Below are 18,992 nucleotides of genomic sequence, written 5' to 3'. Positions count from 1 at the left end.
TATATATTTAAATTGAAATTTCTCATTACAAACACCAAAATTCCTTCTTGAAGGCAGAAGATATATCTTCTGTCTTTTTTTTAGCCTTTTCAGCAGAATAGACTAAAGTCATTTTATCAATTACAAAGTTTTTATAGAATTCTATATGTTAAATATTTCCAAGGAAATTAGTGTTTTTAATTACTATCATTATGGAACAATTTAAAACTTAAAACATATAGTTTAATGTTGAATAATAAAAAATGATAAAAGGAGGAGTATATAATGTTAAAAGGAATAGATATATCAAACTACCAAGTTAATGTAGATTTTGATACACTAAAAAATGCAGTACAAGTTGTAATAATAAAAGCAACAGAAGGAGTTTCATTTATAGATCCCAAGCTAGAATCACATTATCAAGGAGCAAAAAATGCTGGTTTCCCAGTAGGATTTTATCACTTTATGAGTGAAAAGACATCACCTTCTGAACAAGCTGTAGAATTTTATAATGCTATAAAAAATAAAAGTTATGAAATAATTCCAGTTTTGGATATAGAAAATAATTCTCAGAATAGAAATGCATCACAAATAACTGATAGATGTTTAGAATTTTTAGCGAAGTTCAAAGAGTTATCAGGTTTGGATTGTATAATATATACTGGCGGGTATTTTGGACGAGATAATTTAGATAGCAGAATCAAAAGATATAAAGCATGGATAGCTCATTATGGAGTTAGTGCTCCAATGGCAACTGGATTCTATAATGTAGTAGGTCATCAATATACCTCAAACGGAAGAGTATCAGGTATCAATGGGAATGTTGATTTAAACAATTTTACAGAAGGAATATTTATAAACAATCAGCAAACTCCAGTAGAACCACCAAGACAAGAATCAAATAGTGGGAATAATATTATTCGAGAACTACAAAAAGAATTTAATAGACAGTTTAATTCTGGATTAGTAGTAGATGGAATAGCTGGCCCTAAGACTTTAGCTGCCGCTCCACTAATCAAACAAGGAGCTCAAGGTAATATAACTAAGTGGATTCAAGAAAAAGTTGGTACAACTCCTGATGGTATTTTTGGGGTAAATACTAAACAAGCAGTTATAAATTTTCAGAAAGCACAGGGATTATCAGTTGATGGAATAGTTGGACAGAATACTTGGAGAAAACTTTTAGGACTCTAAAAAAGTCGCCAAGGCGATTATGAGCCGTATAATTTCCTAAAAAATAAAAAAGCTCCTACATCTTAAGTGATGAAGGAGCAATATTTTTTTAGATTTAACAAAAGCCTTCAAGGAGGTGAAAACTTTGGAAAATAATCTAATCCTCAATTAATATATCATATGCTTAATTAAAATTACTTGTTACAAGTTTCGATATTATTTTTAAATTAAAAACATCCTATCCATTAACTAGCACAATAGATAGGATGTTGACGGGCAAGAGAATCATTAAAATTATCAAAGCTAACTTATAATGGTCTAATATAATATATGACAAATCTATTAATAATGAGACACTTTTCGATTAAATTTTATAATATTTACTAATTGTTAAAAAAAAGACAATGATTTTGTGCCATTTTCATGGTATAATTAACAAAATATCCTAATTTGTAGAATTAAATAAAGTAGCCTATTTATATAATGATGGTAGGGGAAGGGTTTTATATGAAAATTATGTATAAACTTATAATTAGTTATTTGGGATTAATTATTTTTGTAGTAAGTATATTAGGTTTTTTTACAGTTCAAAAATCTAAATCAGCAGTTTTAAAAGAGATTAATGAGAAAAGTAAACGATTAACACAATCTATTGATACTACTCTTAGTGTCAGAAATGACTTGCTTATCGAGAAATCTTATGGAGATTTGAACTTTGCAAGTTCAATATTAAATAACTTTAACAATTTCAATGTAGATTATAATAACTACGTAAAAGTTGGTGAATTTACCCTTCCAATTTTATATGCAGGTAATCAGAACCTAACATTAGATAATACACTAGTCAATAAGTTGAAGCAGTCTACTGGAGCTGTTGCAACAATATTTTTATTAAATAATGATAAACTAATAAGAGTATCTAGTACTATAGCAACTGATGATAGGAGCGTTTTAGGTACATATATTTCAAGTGATACAGATGCTTATAAAAAAATACTTAACAATGAAGAATTCATAGGAAGTATTTTAATCCAAGGCTCTGGATATGTTACTAGAATGAAGCCTTTACTTGACAGTCATAAAAATATTATAGGAGCAATCGGTATAGGGAATAAGGTTATTAATAATTATTTAAGTGAAACATTAAGTAACATTAAGATAGGAGAAACAGGATATGCTTACATATTAGATTCAAATGGTAATGTAATAATTCATCCATCTGATAAAGGAAAAAATGTTAGTAATTATGATTTTTTTCAAAAGATTTATTCCTCTAAAGAAGGAACAATAGAGTATACATACAATGATGTTAGAAAAGTAGCCTATTATACATATTTTGAGCCATGGGATTGGTATATAGTTACTACAGCTAATTACGATGAGTTAAACTATTCTTCTAAAGAAATTCTAAATACTACAATTATTATTGGATGTATCGTAATAGTTTTTGCTGGGATAATAGCAGTTTTTGTAGCTAATACTTTAGTTAGACCTATTAGTAAATTAAAATCATGTATGGAAATTGCAGGTTCAGGTGATCTATCTATACGCTGTGATATAGATAGTAAAGACGAGATAGGAGTATTATCAAACAGCTTCAACTACATGATATCAGAGAATAAAAGATTATTAGAGGAAACATTAAAATATGATAAGTTAAAAACTGAGTTTATAGCAAATATGTCCCATGAATTAAGAACCCCATTAAATATTATTTTTTCTACGACACAGCTATTTTCTTTACTTATAAAAAAAGGCGAAAGTTTAAATACTGAAAAATTAAGCGGTTACACAAGTGGTGTTAAACAGAATTGTTATAGGCTATTGAGGCTCGTAAATAATTTAATTGACATGACTAAAATAGATTCTGGATTTGTTAAAATTGATTTAGAGAATGGAAATATAGTAGAGGTAGTGGAGGAGATAACTCAATCAACAGCCGAATATGTACACACTATGGAAAGAACTATCATATTTGACACTGATGTAGAAGAAAAAATAATGGCCTTTGATGCTGAAAAATTAGAAAGAATCTTTTTAAATCTAATATCTAATGCAACTAAATTTACTAAACCAGGTGATACAATAGAGGTTAATTTATTTGATAAAGATGATTATGTAATAATATCAGTAAAAGATACAGGAAAAGGAATCTCAGAAGAAAATTTAGCTCAACTTTTCCAAAGATTTAAACAAGTAGATCCTCTTTTAAATAGAAGTCACGAGGGCAGTGGTATAGGTTTATCTATAGTTAAGGCATTAGTTGAAATGCATGAGGGGACTATTGAAGTAAAAAGCATAAAAGATAAAGGCACAGAATTTATAATTACTCTTCCAGCTAAAATCATACAAAATGGTGTAGACGCAACTCCAAAAAGTAATTTTAAGAGTCAATATAATGTAGAAAAAATAAAAATTGAATTCTCAGATATTTATAGATAATTAAGTTTCTAAAGAACACTTCTTGGTATTAAAACATATAAAAATTATATAGACCTACCTAAAAAGTATGGTTCAAAACTGCCAAGGAGGCTATTTAATGAACGGCATGGAGCTAATTATGAAACTTCAGAAAAAGATGCAAGATCCTGCATTTGCAGAAAAATTCAGCAGATTGGCTAATGAAATAAGCGGCATACCTGGTTTACAGCAAGAAGTAATGAGAATTTCTCAAATTAGTAACGAAAGAGATAGAGAAAAAGCCTTAGACAGATTACCTAGCAAAGTAAAAAAATCAGTTACAGAAATGATGAAGTTATTAGCCTAACCTTTAATTAAGGATATCCCAAAGCATTTTTAATTGCTTTGGGATATCCTATTTATAGGCATAAAAATGTTAAGAAATTTTCACTTCACCCTTTCCAACAATTACAATTCTATAGCTAGATTTAATAGGTATTAAATTGAAAGAGTCAAACTTTTTAGCTAATTGAAATGCTTGAACTGCAATCTGTTTTTCATTAAAAATTAATACATAAATATTTTCATCAGATATATTTTCCATTACATAGTTGTTTTCAGGTTTTGGATTTAAATCTGATAGTTTATAGAGACCTTCTTTAAATGTATCTTTTACAGCCAGAGCGCTTAATGAATTAATATTAATACATAAAATTAGTACAAAGAAAAAAATATATATAGATTTTTTCATCATATCACCTCTTTTGAATCTAGTGTTAGTATATGTAAAAAAAATATACTTAAAACTTAACTCCATTGCATGGATATTAGTTTCACTGTATTATTAATGTATATTTAATTTTAGTTAAAAGAAATAAGGAGAGTAAATGATGTATCGTAATTTAGAAGAATGTATTCTTGACTTAGAGAAAATGGGTCAGTTAGTAAGAGTACATGAAGAAGTGGACCCTTACCTTGAAATGGCAGCTATACACCTAAAGGTTAACTCAGCTAATGGACCCGCGTTGCTATTTGAAAATGTAAAAGGTTCAAAATATAAAGCTGTGTCGAATTTATTTGGTAATTTAGATAGAAGTAAATTAATATTTAAAAATACATTGGAATCTACCAAAAACGTAATTGCCCTACGTAATAATCCTATGAGCATATTAAAAAATCCATTTAAACATATTAGTAGTGGAATTTCAGCTACTAAAGCTCTTCCTCTAAAAAGTTTAAGTTCTAAGATGTCTGAGTTTCAGGAAATTAAAATTTCTGACCTTCCACTTATTCATCACTGGCCTAAAGATGGAGGAGCATTTATAACTTTACCTCAAGTTTATTCCGAAGATCCAGAAAAACCTGGTATCATGAATAGTAATCTTGGTATGTACAGAATCCAACTTACTGGCAACGATTATATTTTAAATGAAGAAGTTGGTCTGCATTATCAAATACATAGAGGAATAGGAGTTCATCAACAAAAAGCAAAAAAAATGGGGATTCCTTTAAAGGTAAGTATTTTTGTGGGCGGACCACCTGCACATACTTTAGCAGCAATTATGCCTCTGCCTGAAGGACTAAGTGAAATGACTGTTGCTGGTATGCTATCAGGACATAATTTTCGTTATTGTTATAATGATGGCTACTGTATTAATCTTGATGCTGATTTTGTAATTACAGGAGAAATTTATCCTGATGAAACAAAACCTGAAGGACCTTTTGGAGATCATATAGGCTACTATAGTCTTACTCATGAATTTCCAGTTATGAAAGTTCATAAAGTTTTTGGGAAACCTAATGGAATATGGCCTTTTACTGTTGTTGGACGTCCACCTCAAGAAGATACAGCCTTTGGTGAGCTTATACATGAAATTACTGGAGAAGCTATAAAACAAGAAATCCCCGGAATAAAAGAAGTTCATGCAATTGATGAAGCAGGCGTTCATCCACTTTTATTTGCTATAGGCAGTGAACGTTATACTCCTTATGCAAAAGTCAAACAGCCAGCTGAAATACTTACTTTAGCTAATAGGATTTTAGGAACTGGTCAATTAAGTTTAGCTAAATATCTATTTATTACTGCTGAAGATGATATATCTTTAGATACACATAAAAAAGTTGAGTTTTTAACATATATGCTAGAAAGATTAGATTTACACCGTGACATTCATTTTCAAACTAATACTACTATAGATACATTAGATTATTCTGGAACGGGTTTAAATACAGGAAGTAAGGTTGTAATCGCAGCTTATGGAGATAAAAAAAGAGAGTTATGCACTGATGTTCCCTATCAACTTAATGATTTAGGTGATTTTAAAAATCCACGTTTAGTTATGCCTGGAATAATAGCAATAGAGGGTCCTAACTTTTCTGATTATCAGAAGGAGAAGGATGTATTAAATGAATTTGCTAATAGCATTTTGTTAAAAGGTAATATGAATTCATGTCCGATTATTATTCTTTGTGATGATAGTGGCTTTATAAGCGATTCTTTATCAAACTTTTTCTGGGCAACTTTTACTAGAAGTAACCCTTCACATGATATTTATGGTGTAAATAGCTTTTATGAAAATAAACATTGGGGATGCGATAATATGATTATAGATATCAGAAAAAAGCCTCATCATGCACCTTCATTAATCCCAGATTCAATAGTTGAAAAAAATATTGAACCCTTGTTTAAAGAAGGCGGAAGTTTATACAATATAGTCTAATATATAAGGACTTTTATTATCAATTGACATTTAAACCCAGTTAAAAACTTGTAGAAATTGCTGAAATTAAACATATAATGAAGCATAAACAGTTATCAATTGGGAGTGAAATAAATGGAAGATTATAAATTGGGTACAAAAGTTTCAGTAATTACTATGATAATAAATATAGTTTTATCAATCTTAAAGCTAATTGCAGGTATTATTGGAAGAAGTTCTGCAATGATTGCGGATTCAGTCCATTCGGCCTCAGATGTTTTTACAACTGTAATTGTTATAGTCGGACTTAAAATATCATCTAAAAAAGCTGATAGAGAGCACCCCTATGGTCATGAACGATTAGAATCAATCAGTGCAAAACTTATAAGCGAAGCACTTATTTTAGTAGGATTAGTTATAGGATATAAAAGTGCTTTAAATCTTTATAATGGTAATTTAGTTATTCCAGGAAGAGTCGCTTTATTTGCTGCATTATTATCTATAGTTGTTAAAGAGGCGATGTATTGGTATACCATAATAACAGCAAGGAAAATAAGAAGTATATCAATGGAAGGAGATGCTTGGCATCATAGATCTGATGCTTTTTCATCTATTGGAACCTTTATAGGCATTTTAGGTGCCCGATTTGGATATATTTTTTTAGATCCTTTAGCTGGAATAATAGTTAGTTTGTTGATTATAAAAGTTGGAATTGATCTATATAAACGAGCAGTGAAAGAACTTATAGATTCCGCAGCTGATGATGAAGTAATAAATAAAATAAAGAATAACGTCCTTTCTATTAGTAGAGTAAAAGAGATTAAAAATCTGAAAACTAGAATATTTGGGAATAAAATCTATGTAGATATAGAAGTGTATGTAAATGAAGAACTTTCTGTAAGAGAAGGCCACGATATAGCTGAATTGGTTGAAAACTCAATAGAAAACGAAATTGACACAGTAAAACATTGCATGGTTCATATTGAGCCCTTCTTTGAAGAAAGTAAACTTATTTAAATATTATAAAAGTAAATAACACCCACAATCTACCAAGTTATATAAATTTGGTAGATTTTTTCTTGGAACTTGTATACATATTAATAATTTGAACGTCATAATAAAGAAGAGCTTTAAAAGGGGGGATGAAAGGGGGATATGATGAACTATGAGTTAATAGATGAGATCTTTAAAGATAAAATGAATCTTATATACAGATATTTAATTAAGCTTGGATGTAGCAAAGAAAATGCAGATGATATAGTTCAAGATACCTTCTATAAAGCATTAAGGTACATAGATGGAATACAGTCTGATAAGCTTTCAGCATGGCTCTTTAAGGTAGCTATTAATAAGTATTATGACTTATGCAGAAAAAATAAACGCCATATTCATGTAAGTATTGATAAGGTAATGGTAAACATATTTTTAACACCTTCAATTTTTATTATCTGTCATGGAGTTATTATTGTTTACTTAATATTTAGATTTGGAGTTAATAATGTTCCCTCAAATGAAATTAATATTGTAGCACTTAAAAATATTTATGAAATCTCTAAGATTCTTTACATCGTGCTATTGTTAGTTATTATAGCAATTTCTTCATCTGCATTTTCAATTTTTGTTATGGGACTTGCTACAGCCACAAATAGAAAAATAGTAGCTCATGTATTCCCTCCATTCTACATGATAACTACAGGAATATTATTTGATATTGCCTCAATAAATAATTTTATAGACTTTAACGTAATAAAATTATTTAATTTAATAGGTTTCGATAAAACAACTATATTTAATGTTCTTTTATATGATTTAATATTAATTATACTTGGCTTAATAATAGTATATAAGTTTAGTTACAAGAAAAACTTAATGATACTAAACAAAACTTCATAATATTATATCTCACGATATAGCATAGTTATTTATAGAATACTATGCTATTTTCAGTTCTAAAAGATTTTATAGTCATTGGTAAATATAGTATAATAAATTTATTGATATAAAGGAGATGATTATAATTGAGTTATGAGTGGGTTGATGAATATTTGTTAGCCAAAAAAGGTGTTGAAAAAGACTTTAAAGAGGAATGGAAATGGCATAGATATATGATAGCAGGAAAGTTGTTTGGGGCTATTCTTAATTACAAAGATGGGAGACCAATGATTACATTAAAATGTGAACCATCCTTTGGAGCTATGCTTAGAGAAAATTATGATGATATAATTGAAGGCTATTACATGAATAAAGTACATTGGAATTCTGTATTTTTAGATGGAAATGTTCCTGAAGATGTTTTAAAGCAAATGATTGACATGTCTTATAAGCTTATTTTTGATTCACTTACTAAAAAAGTACAAAAAAGTATATTAAGCTAAATTTTAATAGAGGTTTATTATGAATAATGATTTATTAAAGAATTTAATAGTAAATGTAAAAGTTAAAAATCTTGGAGTGAAAAATGTTGTAGTTAGGCAAGGTGGAAAAGTAATTGCAAAACATGATTTTGAAGAAGAAAAAGAAACTCTTTTGTGGTCAGTAAGCAAAACCTTTACTTCCATGGCAGTAGGTATTGCAATTGAAGAAGGTTATCTTCAATTAACTGATAATGTTATAGACTTTTTCCCTGGTATTACACCTAAAAATCCTAATGAGAACCTAAAAAACATGAAAGTACATGATTTATTATGTATGGGAACTGGTCATGATAGGTGTCCAGTAGTAAATGCTGATTGGAGTGAAGGAAAGGTTTGGGATATCACCAAATTATTTTTTGATGAGCCAGTAATATTTAAACCTGGATCACATTTTACCTATAACAACGGTGCTACATACATACTTTCAAGAATAATAGGACTTACTACAGGAATTAGTTTAGACGATTATCTTGATGAAAAAATATTTCAATATTTAAATATACCAAAACCTAGATGGGATAGATGCCCTTTAGGAATCCCTCAAGGATTTTCTGGATTACATTTAACTGCAGAGTATCTATCTAGATTTGGTCAACTAATTCTTAATAAAGGTATTTGGAATGATAATGAACTTATTCCTAGAAATTATATAGAAAAAGCAACAGCTGTCCAGATTGAAACACGTGATTTTAATCCGCACTTTGCAACTAAAGATCATCATCAAGGATACGGTTATCAGTTATGGATGAATTCATATAAAGGTTCATATAGAATGGATGGCTCTTATGGTCAATATGTTGTAATATTACCTGATAAAGATACCGTGGTAACCTATATTTCAAATGAACCTACAAACATGACTGGTGTACTTGAACTTACCTGGGATACTTTAATTGAAAAACTATAATCTTCGCAAAAGCTAGAGGGAATCTAATGAAGTTCTTCGAACTTCTACAGGGCAAAGGTGTATATTCTTAGCTTCTTTTGTTCTTAAATTCTTATATTCTTAACTTCTTAGCTTCTTTTACTCTTAACTTCTTAAATTTTTAAATTCTTTTATTCTTGGGTGCTGCGATTAAAGTTAACTTTATTAGGATTGAGAAGTAAACTAAATAGATATTATGGGGGTAAATAATGATTGAATTAAAAAAGATTACTTTTGATAATTTTGATGAATGTATTAAATTAGAAACTAAGGAAGATCAAGAAAACTTTGTTGCTAGCAATTTAATAAGTCTTGCACAAGCTTACGTTGCTTTAAGTAATGGAGATGGAATTCCTATGCCTTATGCTATTTATAAAGATGGTGTTATGATTGGTTTTATAATGTTATCTTATACTGAAGCTAACGAAATCCACAATGAAAATGCTTATTGGGTATGGAGATTTATGATTGATAAAGCACATCAAGGTAAAGGTTATGGAAAAGCTTCTATGAATAAAGCTATTGAATTAGTTAAAACCTTCCCTTATGGACATGCATCTAAAATTTATCTTTCTTATGAACCTGAAAATATTAAAGCTAAAGAGCTCTATGCTTCAATAGGTTTTATAGAAACTGGAGATATAGAGGATGGGGAATTAGTAGCAAAACTATTAATTGACTAGATAAAATAAATTAGTATGGGGGAAATATGGGTAATATTAAAGGGTTATTGATAGACTCAGGTAGGGTATTAAATTTTGCTGCAACTGGAGATTGGAGTTATTCTCCAAATTTTTTTGAAATAGTTAATAAAGATAAATTTAATAACATATCTAAGGATAAAAGAGATGAAGCTTTTCGTAAAGCTTGGTCATATATAAATAATATATTGTTAATACAAACAGTTGAGGAAGAATGGAAGCATTTCCTAGAATTTTTTATAATTATAAAAAATGAATTACCAGAACTTAAAATTGACGATGAAAAGTTAAAACTTTTAACAGATGATTTTGTTTTAAATTATGATAAATATATATTCTTTAAAGATGTATTTGAAGTTCTGCCAAGATTAAATCAGAATTACAAATTATGCTTAATATCAGATGCTTGGCCTTCTTTAAGGAATGTTTATAAAAAAGCTGGCTTCTATGATTATTTTGACGCAATTATTATTTCTTCAGAAATTGGTGTGACAAAACCAGATGAGAAAATGTATAAAGCCGCAATTAAATCATTACATTTAACCTCAAGTGAAGTACTTTTTATAGATGATAATCCAAAAAACTGTAAGGGAGCTTTAACCCTTGGAATAAAATCAATAGTTTTAAATAGAAATACACTCTCTAGATCTTATATAAAATATATAAAGAAATCTAATTTGCATGTAGTTAAAGACATGTATAAATTAGAAAAATTACTTTTAAAAGAATTTTAAAATAGCACATATATAAATACTAAAGTTTAACTATGTATAATAAATGCACCTAAGAGGACACTAAAAACATGCCTAAATAACAAATAGAGGAGGATATATTATGAAAAAAGCTGATACCTTAATAAAATTTGGTTTAAATTTTGATAATAGTTATACTCGGTTACCAAATTCTTTTTTTAAAGAAGTAAAACCAACTTTAGTTCATAACCCTAACTCTATAGTCATAAATTCAAAATTAGCATCCTCTTTAGGTCTTAACTCTGAAGTATTGGAAACTAAAGAATTTTTAGAGGTTTTAGGAGGAAATATTATTCCAGAAGGAGCTCACCCTATTGCACAAGCTTATGCTGGGCATCAGTTTGGACATTTTACAATGCTTGGAGATGGAAGAGCTATACTACTTGGTGAACATATAACCCCATTAGGTGATAGAGTAGATATTCAACTTAAAGGTTCTGGAAAAACACCCTATTCTCGTGGAGGAGATGGAAGAGCAGCTCTTGGTCCAATGCTTCGTGAATACATAATAAGTGAAGCTATGCAAGCTCTTGGAATTCCTACAACTAGAAGCCTTGCTGTTGTTACAACTGGTGAATCAGTAATGAGAGAAAATAAACTTCCTGGTGCAATTCTTACAAGGATAGCTGCAAGTCATATAAGAGTAGGAACGTTTCAGTACGTTTCAAAATGGGGAAGAGAAGAAGATATTAAAATCTTAGCTGATTATACAATAAGTAGACACTATAACTACTTAAAAGACAGTCCTAACCCATATTTAGATTTACTTAAAGAAGTCATTAATAGACAGGCAGACTTAATTTCAAAGTGGCAACTAGTAGGTTTTATACATGGTGTTATGAATACTGATAACATGGCTATAAGTGGTGAAACAATTGACTACGGACCCTGTGCATTTATGGATACTTATAATCTAGAAACAGTATTTAGCTCAATAGATACTTATGGAAGATATGCCTATGGAAATCAACCTTATATTGGTGGTTGGAATCTTTCTAGATTTGCAGAAACCTTATTGCCTTTAATAGATGATAATCAAGAGAAAGCTTTTAACTTAGCACAAGAAGAGATTTCAAATTATTCTAAGTTGTATCATAAAAATTGGCTTAATGGTATGAGGTCTAAACTTGGAATTTTTAATGAGGAATCTTTAGACGAAGATTTAATTAATCAACTATTAAATATGATGCAAGAGCATAGTGTTGATTATACCAATACTTTTGTTGAACTAACTTTTAATAGGTTAGAGGAAAGCTCTTTATTTAAATCGGATAATTTTCTGAAATGGCATAAGCTATGGAAAGAAAGACTACAAAGACAAAATGAAGGATTAGATTTGTCAACTGAACTAATGAAAAATACTAATCCTGCCATAATACCAAGAAATCATAGGGTTGAAGAAGCTTTAGAAGCAGCAAATAATGGAGATTATAGTGTTATGGATAAACTCATAGATGTTCTTTCAAATCCCTTTGATCATTCAAAGGAACAACTTGAATATTCAACTCCACCAAAACCTTCAAGTAAGCCTTATCGAACCTTTTGTGGTACATAATTATAAACTTCTAAAGAATATAGTATATTACTTTTTAGTGATATTTCTGTATTCTTTTATTGAAATATTAGATTGAGTTTTTATTTTCTTTTCATATTTTTAATAACTACTTTGTCACTTTTATCCACTTGTAAAGAATCGAGGATTTTTTGAAGAGATTTATTAAAAGTAAACTCATCTAAATTATTGTTTTTTAAATATTCCATAGTTTTTTCAGGAAACTTCGTATAACATACTGAAATAGCCCAAGCTACAGCCATTTTTACATAATAACCGCTATGTTTTATCTTATCTAATAAATTTAAAATCTCATCTATATATATTTCATTAATGAAATAGTCAATAATCATTACTACACCAAAACGAACCTCATATTCCTCATCAGAAACCAGAAACTTTTGTATGAACCTCCAAACCTCATTCATATTATCTTTAGTAAATTTTAAACTAATGCAAAAGCTATCACATATAGACCAGTTATCAATCTTAGGTATAAACTTAGAAATATAATGAAGAGTTTCTTTTACATCAACCTTTATGTATCCAATAACCATTCCCTGAAGCATAACTTCTTCAAAATATTCGTTATCACAGTTTTTTATAAAAGCTTTCCAATCATTTTTTGATATTTCTTTTGCTAGTTTTCGTAAGATTGGTAGTCGTACTCCTAAAATATTATTTATATTAGGAATAAGTGAGGAAGAAAATTTTTGATATTCTTTATCTCCCATTGAAATGAGGATTTCTTTATAAAAGTTCATATTTTTATTTGCACCAGAATGCTCATCAATATCATATTTCTGTATATTAATATCGTGAAAATGAATGTTTTTCATTATTCAATGTCCTCCTGTTAAGTTAATACTTGTTATTTTATATAATACAAAATTTTATAATTAAATTCTTCCGAAATATTAACTTTTAATTTTTGAAGTATTTTATAATAGCTAAATTGATATTTTAAATAATTTCTAGTTAAAATAAAGATTTTTTATTAAAAATAAGGAAATATTTTTACAAATTTTATTATTATAGTATAATATTAATTAAAGTTGTTTAAAAGTAAGAAAACATCCAAGTCTTGGGTTTCTTAAGTTTCTTTTTGAGGTGAAGACATGAAAAACGCAAATATTCCTAAAACTATTCCCGATATAATTGACGTGATAAATAAGTCTGATGATGTAGAGACTATTATTACTATGGAAAACTACATGGCTTGTTATTACGCAGGTCCAATACTTTTTGCTAGCACAATTATAAACTATTACATTAATTATATACTCATGAGTTATAATTTAAATAAGGTTATTATGGAAAGTATTTTTCTTTTATTTCTTTCTTTTTGCTTTGTAATAACTCCTTACTTAAAATTTAAAACCAAATTTATTACTCATTGGGTATCAATACTATTTTCTATTGTTCTTGTTTATGTAACATTAAGGTTTTATTCTGTTGTGGGTTCTTTTATATTAATGATTGCTTTTTTAGAAATCATTATAGCTTCAGCTAGAATCACTAAGGTTATGCTAAACTATATAACTATAACTACTTTTTTAGTAGGAGGATATATTTTCTTTTTATCATCAAAAAATGCTCACGAATTAACGCCAATATATTATGTTCTTTTGGTTATATTATTTATTTTAATGTTTTTAATAGTGCCTGCCATGTACATGGTTAGTAAATCCCATTATCAAAGGATTACTAGACTATATCTAACAGAAGTCCATCAAAGAGAAGAGTTAGAGAAAATGTATAATGAAACAAGAAGCCAATATAATTTACTTACTCAAAAAAATAACCAATTAAAGATTAATGAAGAAAGGTTATATAGGCTAGCACACTTTGATGAATTAACATATCTTCCTAATAGAAAGAGTATTTTAGACAAATTAAACTATCTTATAAAAGTTTCTAAAGGAATGAATCTATCATTTTACATAGTATTTATAGATATTGACTCATTTAAAAAAATAAATGACTCTATGGGACATCATATAGGAGATTTATTTATAAGTGATGCTGCTAAACGGCTTAAAGCATCTATACATAAAAGTGATTTTATAGGAAGAATTGGTGGAGACGAGTTCGCATTAATAATTCAAAGAAGATTAAGTGATAAAGAAGTATTTAAATACATAGATAAAATAAGAAAGCATTTTTTACAACCATTTATAATTGAAGGCAATGAGATAACTTCAAGTGCTAGTTTTGGAATAGCTTCATTCCCCTATGATGGAGTTGGACAAGTTGAATTAATGAAAAATGCAGATACCGCAATGTACAAAGCAAAAGAACTTGGTAAAAATAATGTGCAATTTTTTGAAAAATCTATGAAAGAAGAATTACTAGAAAAATTAAATCTTGAAAATGAATTAAAATCTGCACTTTATAATAATGAGTTTTTTTTAGTATTTCAACCTATATATAACCTTAGAACTGGTACGATAAGAGGTTTTGAAACTCTACTACGTTGGAACTCCAAGGTATTAGGTATGGTAGCTCCTGATAAATTTATCCCTGTTGCAGAGGAGCTAGGTATTATTATTCCATTAGGGGAGTGGATTATACGGACAGCCTGTAAAACATTCAAAAAGCTTCAGGACAAATACAAATTAGAGGAGACTGTACTTGCCATAAATTTATCTGTCAAACAGCTTGAATCACCTAATATTGTTGAATCCATTAAATACATATTAAAAGAAACAAATTTTGACCCAAACTTATTAGAAATAGAAATCACAGAGAGTACATTTATGAATTCAATTCATAAAACAAAGTCAACTTTAGAAAAATTACAAGATATGCGCATTAGCATTTCCTTAGATGACTTCGGAACTGGTTATTCGTCATTAAGCTATTTGAGACAATTACCAATAGATATATTAAAAATTGATAGAACTTTTATAAATGATATTTTGAAGAGTGACAGAAATGTTGAAATTATCGGAAGTATAATAGATTTATCTCATAATTTAGATATAGCTGTTATTGCTGAAGGAATAGAGGAGGAAATTCAACTTCGCCACTTGAGGAAACTAAAATGTGATTATGTCCAAGGTTATCTAATGAGCAAACCTTTAAATTTAGAAGATTTAGAACAGTTTATATGCCAAGAAATATAAAGAAAAACCTAGAAGGGATATCCTTTTAGGTTTTTTTATACTTTATAATATCTCTATTATTTCAACCTTGTATGTTTCACTTGGAGCATTAACTTCAACTATATCTCCTGCTCTTTTACCAGATAAAGACTTTCCTAAATCTGACTCTATACTTATTTTCATATTTTCTGGATCTATATCCATAGTAGTTACTAAAGTTACTATATCCTCAAAATCATCTTCTATAAATTTAATTTTCGCCTTACTATTTATACCCATAACTGACTTATCTATTTCGGAGTCATCTATTAAGGTTGCAGTTGAAATCATGGTCATTAGATATTGTATTCTATTATCATTTTCTCTATAATTTCTACAAGCCTCTTTGTATTCAGCATTTTCTGATCTATCCCCATGAGCTGCTGCTACTAATTTTTCTTTTGCTATCTCAGCTCTTTTTACAGTCATTCTATAATCTAATTCTTCTTGTAATTTTTTGATATTTTCTTCAGTTAACTTATTATTCATATAAAAACTTATCTCCCATTTAATATACTTTATTAATATTATAAAGTCATAGAGAAGAAAATAGAAGTTTCTTTTTAAAATTCTTATTAAGCATAAAATAATTTCTAATTATTTTTATAAGTTCTTCATCCTCCTTAACTTACATAAAATTAAACAGGTTAGTAAATAATCCAAGCTAAAAGAACTTGTGTTTGTATTTTTCTCTTAAGTTGACATACAGTAGTCATATTAGATTATTTATACTTAATATTATTAAAGGTAATACAAAAAGAGAGGAGAACATTTTAATAGCAAATTAATTTAATTTTAAAATATGGGAGGATAAATGATTAGAAATATATTTGAACTTTATTCTGAAAGAAAAGATTTTTTTCTTAAGCTTACTGTAGAACATCTAAAGATATCTGCAATTTCTATAATAATAGCTCTAATAATAGGATTAGTATTAGGCATTATTATTAGTGAATATAAGAAAACCTCGCCACTTATTTTAGGTATAACAAATTTTGTATATACAATTCCCTCTATATCCTTACTTGGTTTTCTTATTCCTTTGTCTGGTATCGGAAATACTACTGCAATAATAGCACTTACTATTTATGCATTACTTCCTATGATCAGAAATACTTATACGGGTATAGATAATATTGATCCTTCTATTATTGAAGCATCAAAAGGAATGGGTAGCACCCCTTTTCAGATTTTATATAAAATAAAGCTTCCACTTGCTTTACCTGTTATCTTAGCTGGGCTTAGAAACATGGTTGTTATGACCATAGCACTTGCTGGTATTGCTTCATTTATAGGTGCTGGCGGGCTTGGAGTTGCTATATATAGGGGGATAACAACTAATAACTCAGCTATGACTGTAGCCGGAAGTTTATTGATTGCTTTTCTTGCCTTAATTATGGATTTTATTATTGGAGTTATTGAAAAATATATGAAGAAGAAATGGAGATTAGTATAATGAAAATTTTTAAATTGATAAAAATATTTACAACATCACTTTTAGCCTTAACATTAATTACAGGTTGTTCAAAAAAAACTGACACTATTAAGATTGCAACAAAACCTATGACTGAACAGTTTATATTAGGTGAGATGTTATCTTTACTTATAAAAGAAAATACAAACTTAAATGTTGAAATAACAAAAGGAATAGGCGGAGGAACTAGCAATATTCACCCTGCTATTTTAAAAGGTGATTTTGATTTATATCCAGAATATACTGGAACTGGCTGGAGCTTTGTATTAAAAGAAAGTGAAATACCAGATAATGATACGCTCTACAAAAACCTTCAAGATAAATATATAGCAAATTACAATCTTAAATGGGTAGGATTGTATGGATTCAATAATACCTATGGACTAGCTATAAGAAAAGATATCGCAGAGAAAAATAATATAAAAACTTATTCTGATTTAGCAAAGTATTCTGGCGATCTTAACTTTGGTGCTGAATATGATTTCTATGAAAGAGAAGATGGGTATAATTTGCTTTGCTCAACCTATGGTCTTAAATTTAAAAAGGCATCTGACCTTGATATCGGCCTAAAATATCAAGCTATAAATTCAAAAGAAATTGATGTCATGAATGTATTTACTACAGACGGACAACTTACATCCTCAGATGTTACTGTACTTCAAGATGATAAAAACTTTTTCCAAAGCTATTATTGTGGCACGGTAGTACGTGAAGATACTTTGTCAAAACATCCTGAATTAGAAAATATCTTAATGAAAATGCAAGATATTATAACAGATAGCGAAATGGCAAAATTAAATTATGAAGTTGAAAGTAATGGACGAGATGAAGCAGAAGTAGCTAAAGAATTTTTACAAAATAAAGGTTTATTAAAAGAATAATTCTAGAGAGGAAAATAATATGAGTAGAGAAGTCATAATAAGTTTTAAAGATGTTTCCAAAAGTTATGATAAAAATTTAATTCTCCATAACTTTAATCTACAAGTTAAAAAAGGTGATTTTTTAACCATAATTGGAACTTCTGGTAGTGGAAAAACCACAGCTTTAAAGCTAATTAATGGTTTGCTTAAAGCTGATACAGGTGATGTGTGTATTGAAGGCAAAAATATAACTTCTGTTGATATAATCAGTCTTAGAAGAAATATAGGTTATGTAATACAGGGGGTTGGATTATTCCCTCACATGAGCGTTAGAAAAAATATAGCTTACGTCTCAAATCTTTCTAGAAAAAAAGATAAATCAAAGATTGATACTACTGTAAATAAATTAATTAAAATTGTGGGAATGGACAAGGAAATGTTAGACAGATACCCAAGTGAACTTTCTGGTGGACAGAAGCAAAGGATAGGAATAGCAAGGGCCCTTGCAGCTTCTCCTAAAATTCTTCTTATGGATGAACCTTTTGGAGCTGTGGATGAGATAACAAGAAAATCTCTTCAAGAAGAAATATTAAGAATTCATAAGGAGCTTGGTGTAACTATAATTTTTATTACCCATGATATTAAGGAAGCACTAAAATTAGGAAGTAAAGTCTTAATTATGGATAAAGGTGAAATAATTCAGTTGGGAACACCTGACGAAATTAAAAGCAATCCTAAAAATAGCTTCGTTAAGGAGTTAATAAGTTCAGAACTTTAAATCCATATAGAATAAATTGTACTGCAAATTAAGTCTATACTTATTGCAGTACTTATTTTTTCTTAAATAGTAAATATTATATAACAACCTTTAGGAATGTTATATAATATTAAATAAGAATAAAATAGAAGGAGTTTTA

Annotated in this window: 18 protein-coding genes; 15 read left to right on the top strand and 3 right to left on the bottom strand. The window is 28.6% G+C overall.

Annotation, left to right across the window (positions count from 1 at the left end):
* The first annotated feature begins 264 nt into the window (after positions 1-264).
* From BUA92_RS02480 to BUA92_RS02470, 3 genes are all read left to right on the top strand, one after another.
* Positions 265-1,173, top strand: a complete 909-nt coding sequence (locus BUA92_RS02480) for a GH25 family lysozyme (protein WP_073016374.1) — start codon at positions 265-267, stop codon at positions 1,171-1,173.
* A gap of 486 nt (positions 1,174-1,659) precedes the next feature.
* Complete coding sequence (locus BUA92_RS02475; protein ID WP_073016372.1) at positions 1,660-3,594, top strand: Cache 3/Cache 2 fusion domain-containing protein; 1,935 nt, start codon at positions 1,660-1,662, stop codon at positions 3,592-3,594.
* Positions 3,595-3,691: 97 nt separating this feature from the next.
* Entirely contained in the window at positions 3,692-3,919 is a 228-nt protein-coding gene (locus BUA92_RS02470) for a hypothetical protein (protein WP_021801952.1), read from the top strand.
* A 69-nt stretch (positions 3,920-3,988) separates the two neighbouring features.
* On the opposite strand, the gene BUA92_RS02465 is transcribed toward BUA92_RS02470, so the two are convergent.
* A complete protein-coding gene (locus BUA92_RS02465) occupies positions 3,989-4,303 on the bottom strand; it encodes a hypothetical protein (RefSeq protein WP_073016370.1) in 315 nt (104 codons plus the stop codon).
* Between the two features lie 139 nt (positions 4,304-4,442).
* Here BUA92_RS02465 and BUA92_RS02460 point away from each other — a divergent pair, with 139 nt between their 5' ends.
* The 8 genes from BUA92_RS02460 to BUA92_RS02425 all read left to right on the top strand — a co-directional run bounded on the left by BUA92_RS02460 (position 4,443) and on the right by BUA92_RS02425 (position 12,598).
* The gene (locus BUA92_RS02460; protein ID WP_073016369.1) at positions 4,443-6,272 is read left to right on the top strand and encodes a UbiD family decarboxylase; all 1,830 of its coding nucleotides are present in this window, start codon (positions 4,443-4,445) and stop codon (positions 6,270-6,272) included.
* A gap of 114 nt (positions 6,273-6,386) precedes the next feature.
* Entirely contained in the window at positions 6,387-7,268 is an 882-nt protein-coding gene (locus BUA92_RS02455) for a cation diffusion facilitator family transporter (protein WP_073016368.1), read from the top strand.
* 141 nt (positions 7,269-7,409) lie between these two features.
* Positions 7,410-8,144 carry a sigma factor gene (locus tag BUA92_RS22770; protein WP_083553374.1) on the top strand — a complete coding sequence of 245 codons (735 nt, stop codon included), beginning with the start codon at positions 7,410-7,412 and terminating at the stop codon, positions 8,142-8,144.
* 125 nt (positions 8,145-8,269) lie between these two features.
* Complete coding sequence (locus BUA92_RS02445) at positions 8,270-8,626, top strand: MmcQ/YjbR family DNA-binding protein (protein WP_073016367.1); 357 nt, start codon at positions 8,270-8,272, stop codon at positions 8,624-8,626.
* Positions 8,627-8,645: 19 nt separating this feature from the next.
* The gene (locus BUA92_RS02440) at positions 8,646-9,572 is read left to right on the top strand and encodes a serine hydrolase domain-containing protein (protein WP_073016366.1); all 927 of its coding nucleotides are present in this window, start codon (positions 8,646-8,648) and stop codon (positions 9,570-9,572) included.
* 227 nt (positions 9,573-9,799) lie between these two features.
* On the top strand, positions 9,800-10,273 hold the full coding sequence (locus BUA92_RS02435; protein WP_073016365.1) for a GNAT family N-acetyltransferase: 474 nt from the start codon (positions 9,800-9,802) through the stop codon (positions 10,271-10,273).
* Positions 10,274-10,299: 26 nt separating this feature from the next.
* Positions 10,300-11,025, top strand: a complete 726-nt coding sequence (locus BUA92_RS02430) for an HAD-IA family hydrolase (protein WP_073016364.1) — start codon at positions 10,300-10,302, stop codon at positions 11,023-11,025.
* A 100-nt stretch (positions 11,026-11,125) separates the two neighbouring features.
* A complete protein-coding gene (locus tag BUA92_RS02425; protein WP_073016363.1) occupies positions 11,126-12,598 on the top strand; it encodes a protein adenylyltransferase SelO in 1,473 nt (490 codons plus the stop codon).
* Between the two features lie 80 nt (positions 12,599-12,678).
* Here BUA92_RS02425 and BUA92_RS02420 read toward each other — a convergent pair whose 3' ends face one another.
* Entirely contained in the window at positions 12,679-13,359 is a 681-nt protein-coding gene (locus BUA92_RS02420; RefSeq protein ID WP_073016813.1) for a DNA alkylation repair protein, read from the bottom strand.
* Between the two features lie 354 nt (positions 13,360-13,713).
* Between BUA92_RS02420 and BUA92_RS02415 the strand changes: the two genes are divergently transcribed.
* On the top strand, positions 13,714-15,723 hold the full coding sequence (locus tag BUA92_RS02415) for a putative bifunctional diguanylate cyclase/phosphodiesterase (RefSeq protein WP_073016362.1): 2,010 nt from the start codon (positions 13,714-13,716) through the stop codon (positions 15,721-15,723).
* A gap of 42 nt (positions 15,724-15,765) precedes the next feature.
* Here the strand turns inward: BUA92_RS02415 and BUA92_RS02410 are convergent, their stop codons facing one another.
* Positions 15,766-16,230 carry a GreA/GreB family elongation factor gene (locus BUA92_RS02410; RefSeq protein WP_073016361.1) on the bottom strand — a complete coding sequence of 155 codons (465 nt, stop codon included), beginning with the start codon at positions 16,228-16,230 and terminating at the stop codon, positions 15,766-15,768.
* Between the two features lie 325 nt (positions 16,231-16,555).
* Between BUA92_RS02410 and BUA92_RS22930 the strand changes: the two genes are divergently transcribed.
* Genes BUA92_RS22930 through BUA92_RS02395 form a run of 3 tightly spaced genes read left to right on the top strand, consistent with a single transcriptional unit; the run spans position 16,556 to position 18,853 of the window.
* Positions 16,556-17,197 carry an ABC transporter permease gene (locus BUA92_RS22930; RefSeq protein ID WP_073016359.1) on the top strand — a complete coding sequence of 214 codons (642 nt, stop codon included), beginning with the start codon at positions 16,556-16,558 and terminating at the stop codon, positions 17,195-17,197.
* Entirely contained in the window at positions 17,197-18,096 is a 900-nt protein-coding gene (locus BUA92_RS22925) for a glycine betaine ABC transporter substrate-binding protein (RefSeq protein ID WP_073016357.1), read from the top strand. Before BUA92_RS22930 ends, BUA92_RS22925 begins: the two co-directional genes overlap by 1 nt.
* A 19-nt stretch (positions 18,097-18,115) precedes the next feature.
* Positions 18,116-18,853, top strand: a complete 738-nt coding sequence (locus BUA92_RS02395; protein ID WP_073016355.1) for an ATP-binding cassette domain-containing protein — start codon at positions 18,116-18,118, stop codon at positions 18,851-18,853.
* Positions 18,854-18,992 lie beyond the last annotated feature (139 nt).

This window comes from Clostridium intestinale DSM 6191, assembly GCF_900130055.1.
In the GTDB taxonomy this organism is placed as follows: Bacteria; Bacillota; Clostridia; order Clostridiales; family Clostridiaceae; genus Clostridium_T; species Clostridium_T intestinale.
The sequence above is the reverse complement of the archived record's forward strand: the minus strand, read 5'-3'. Positions and strand labels throughout refer to the sequence as shown.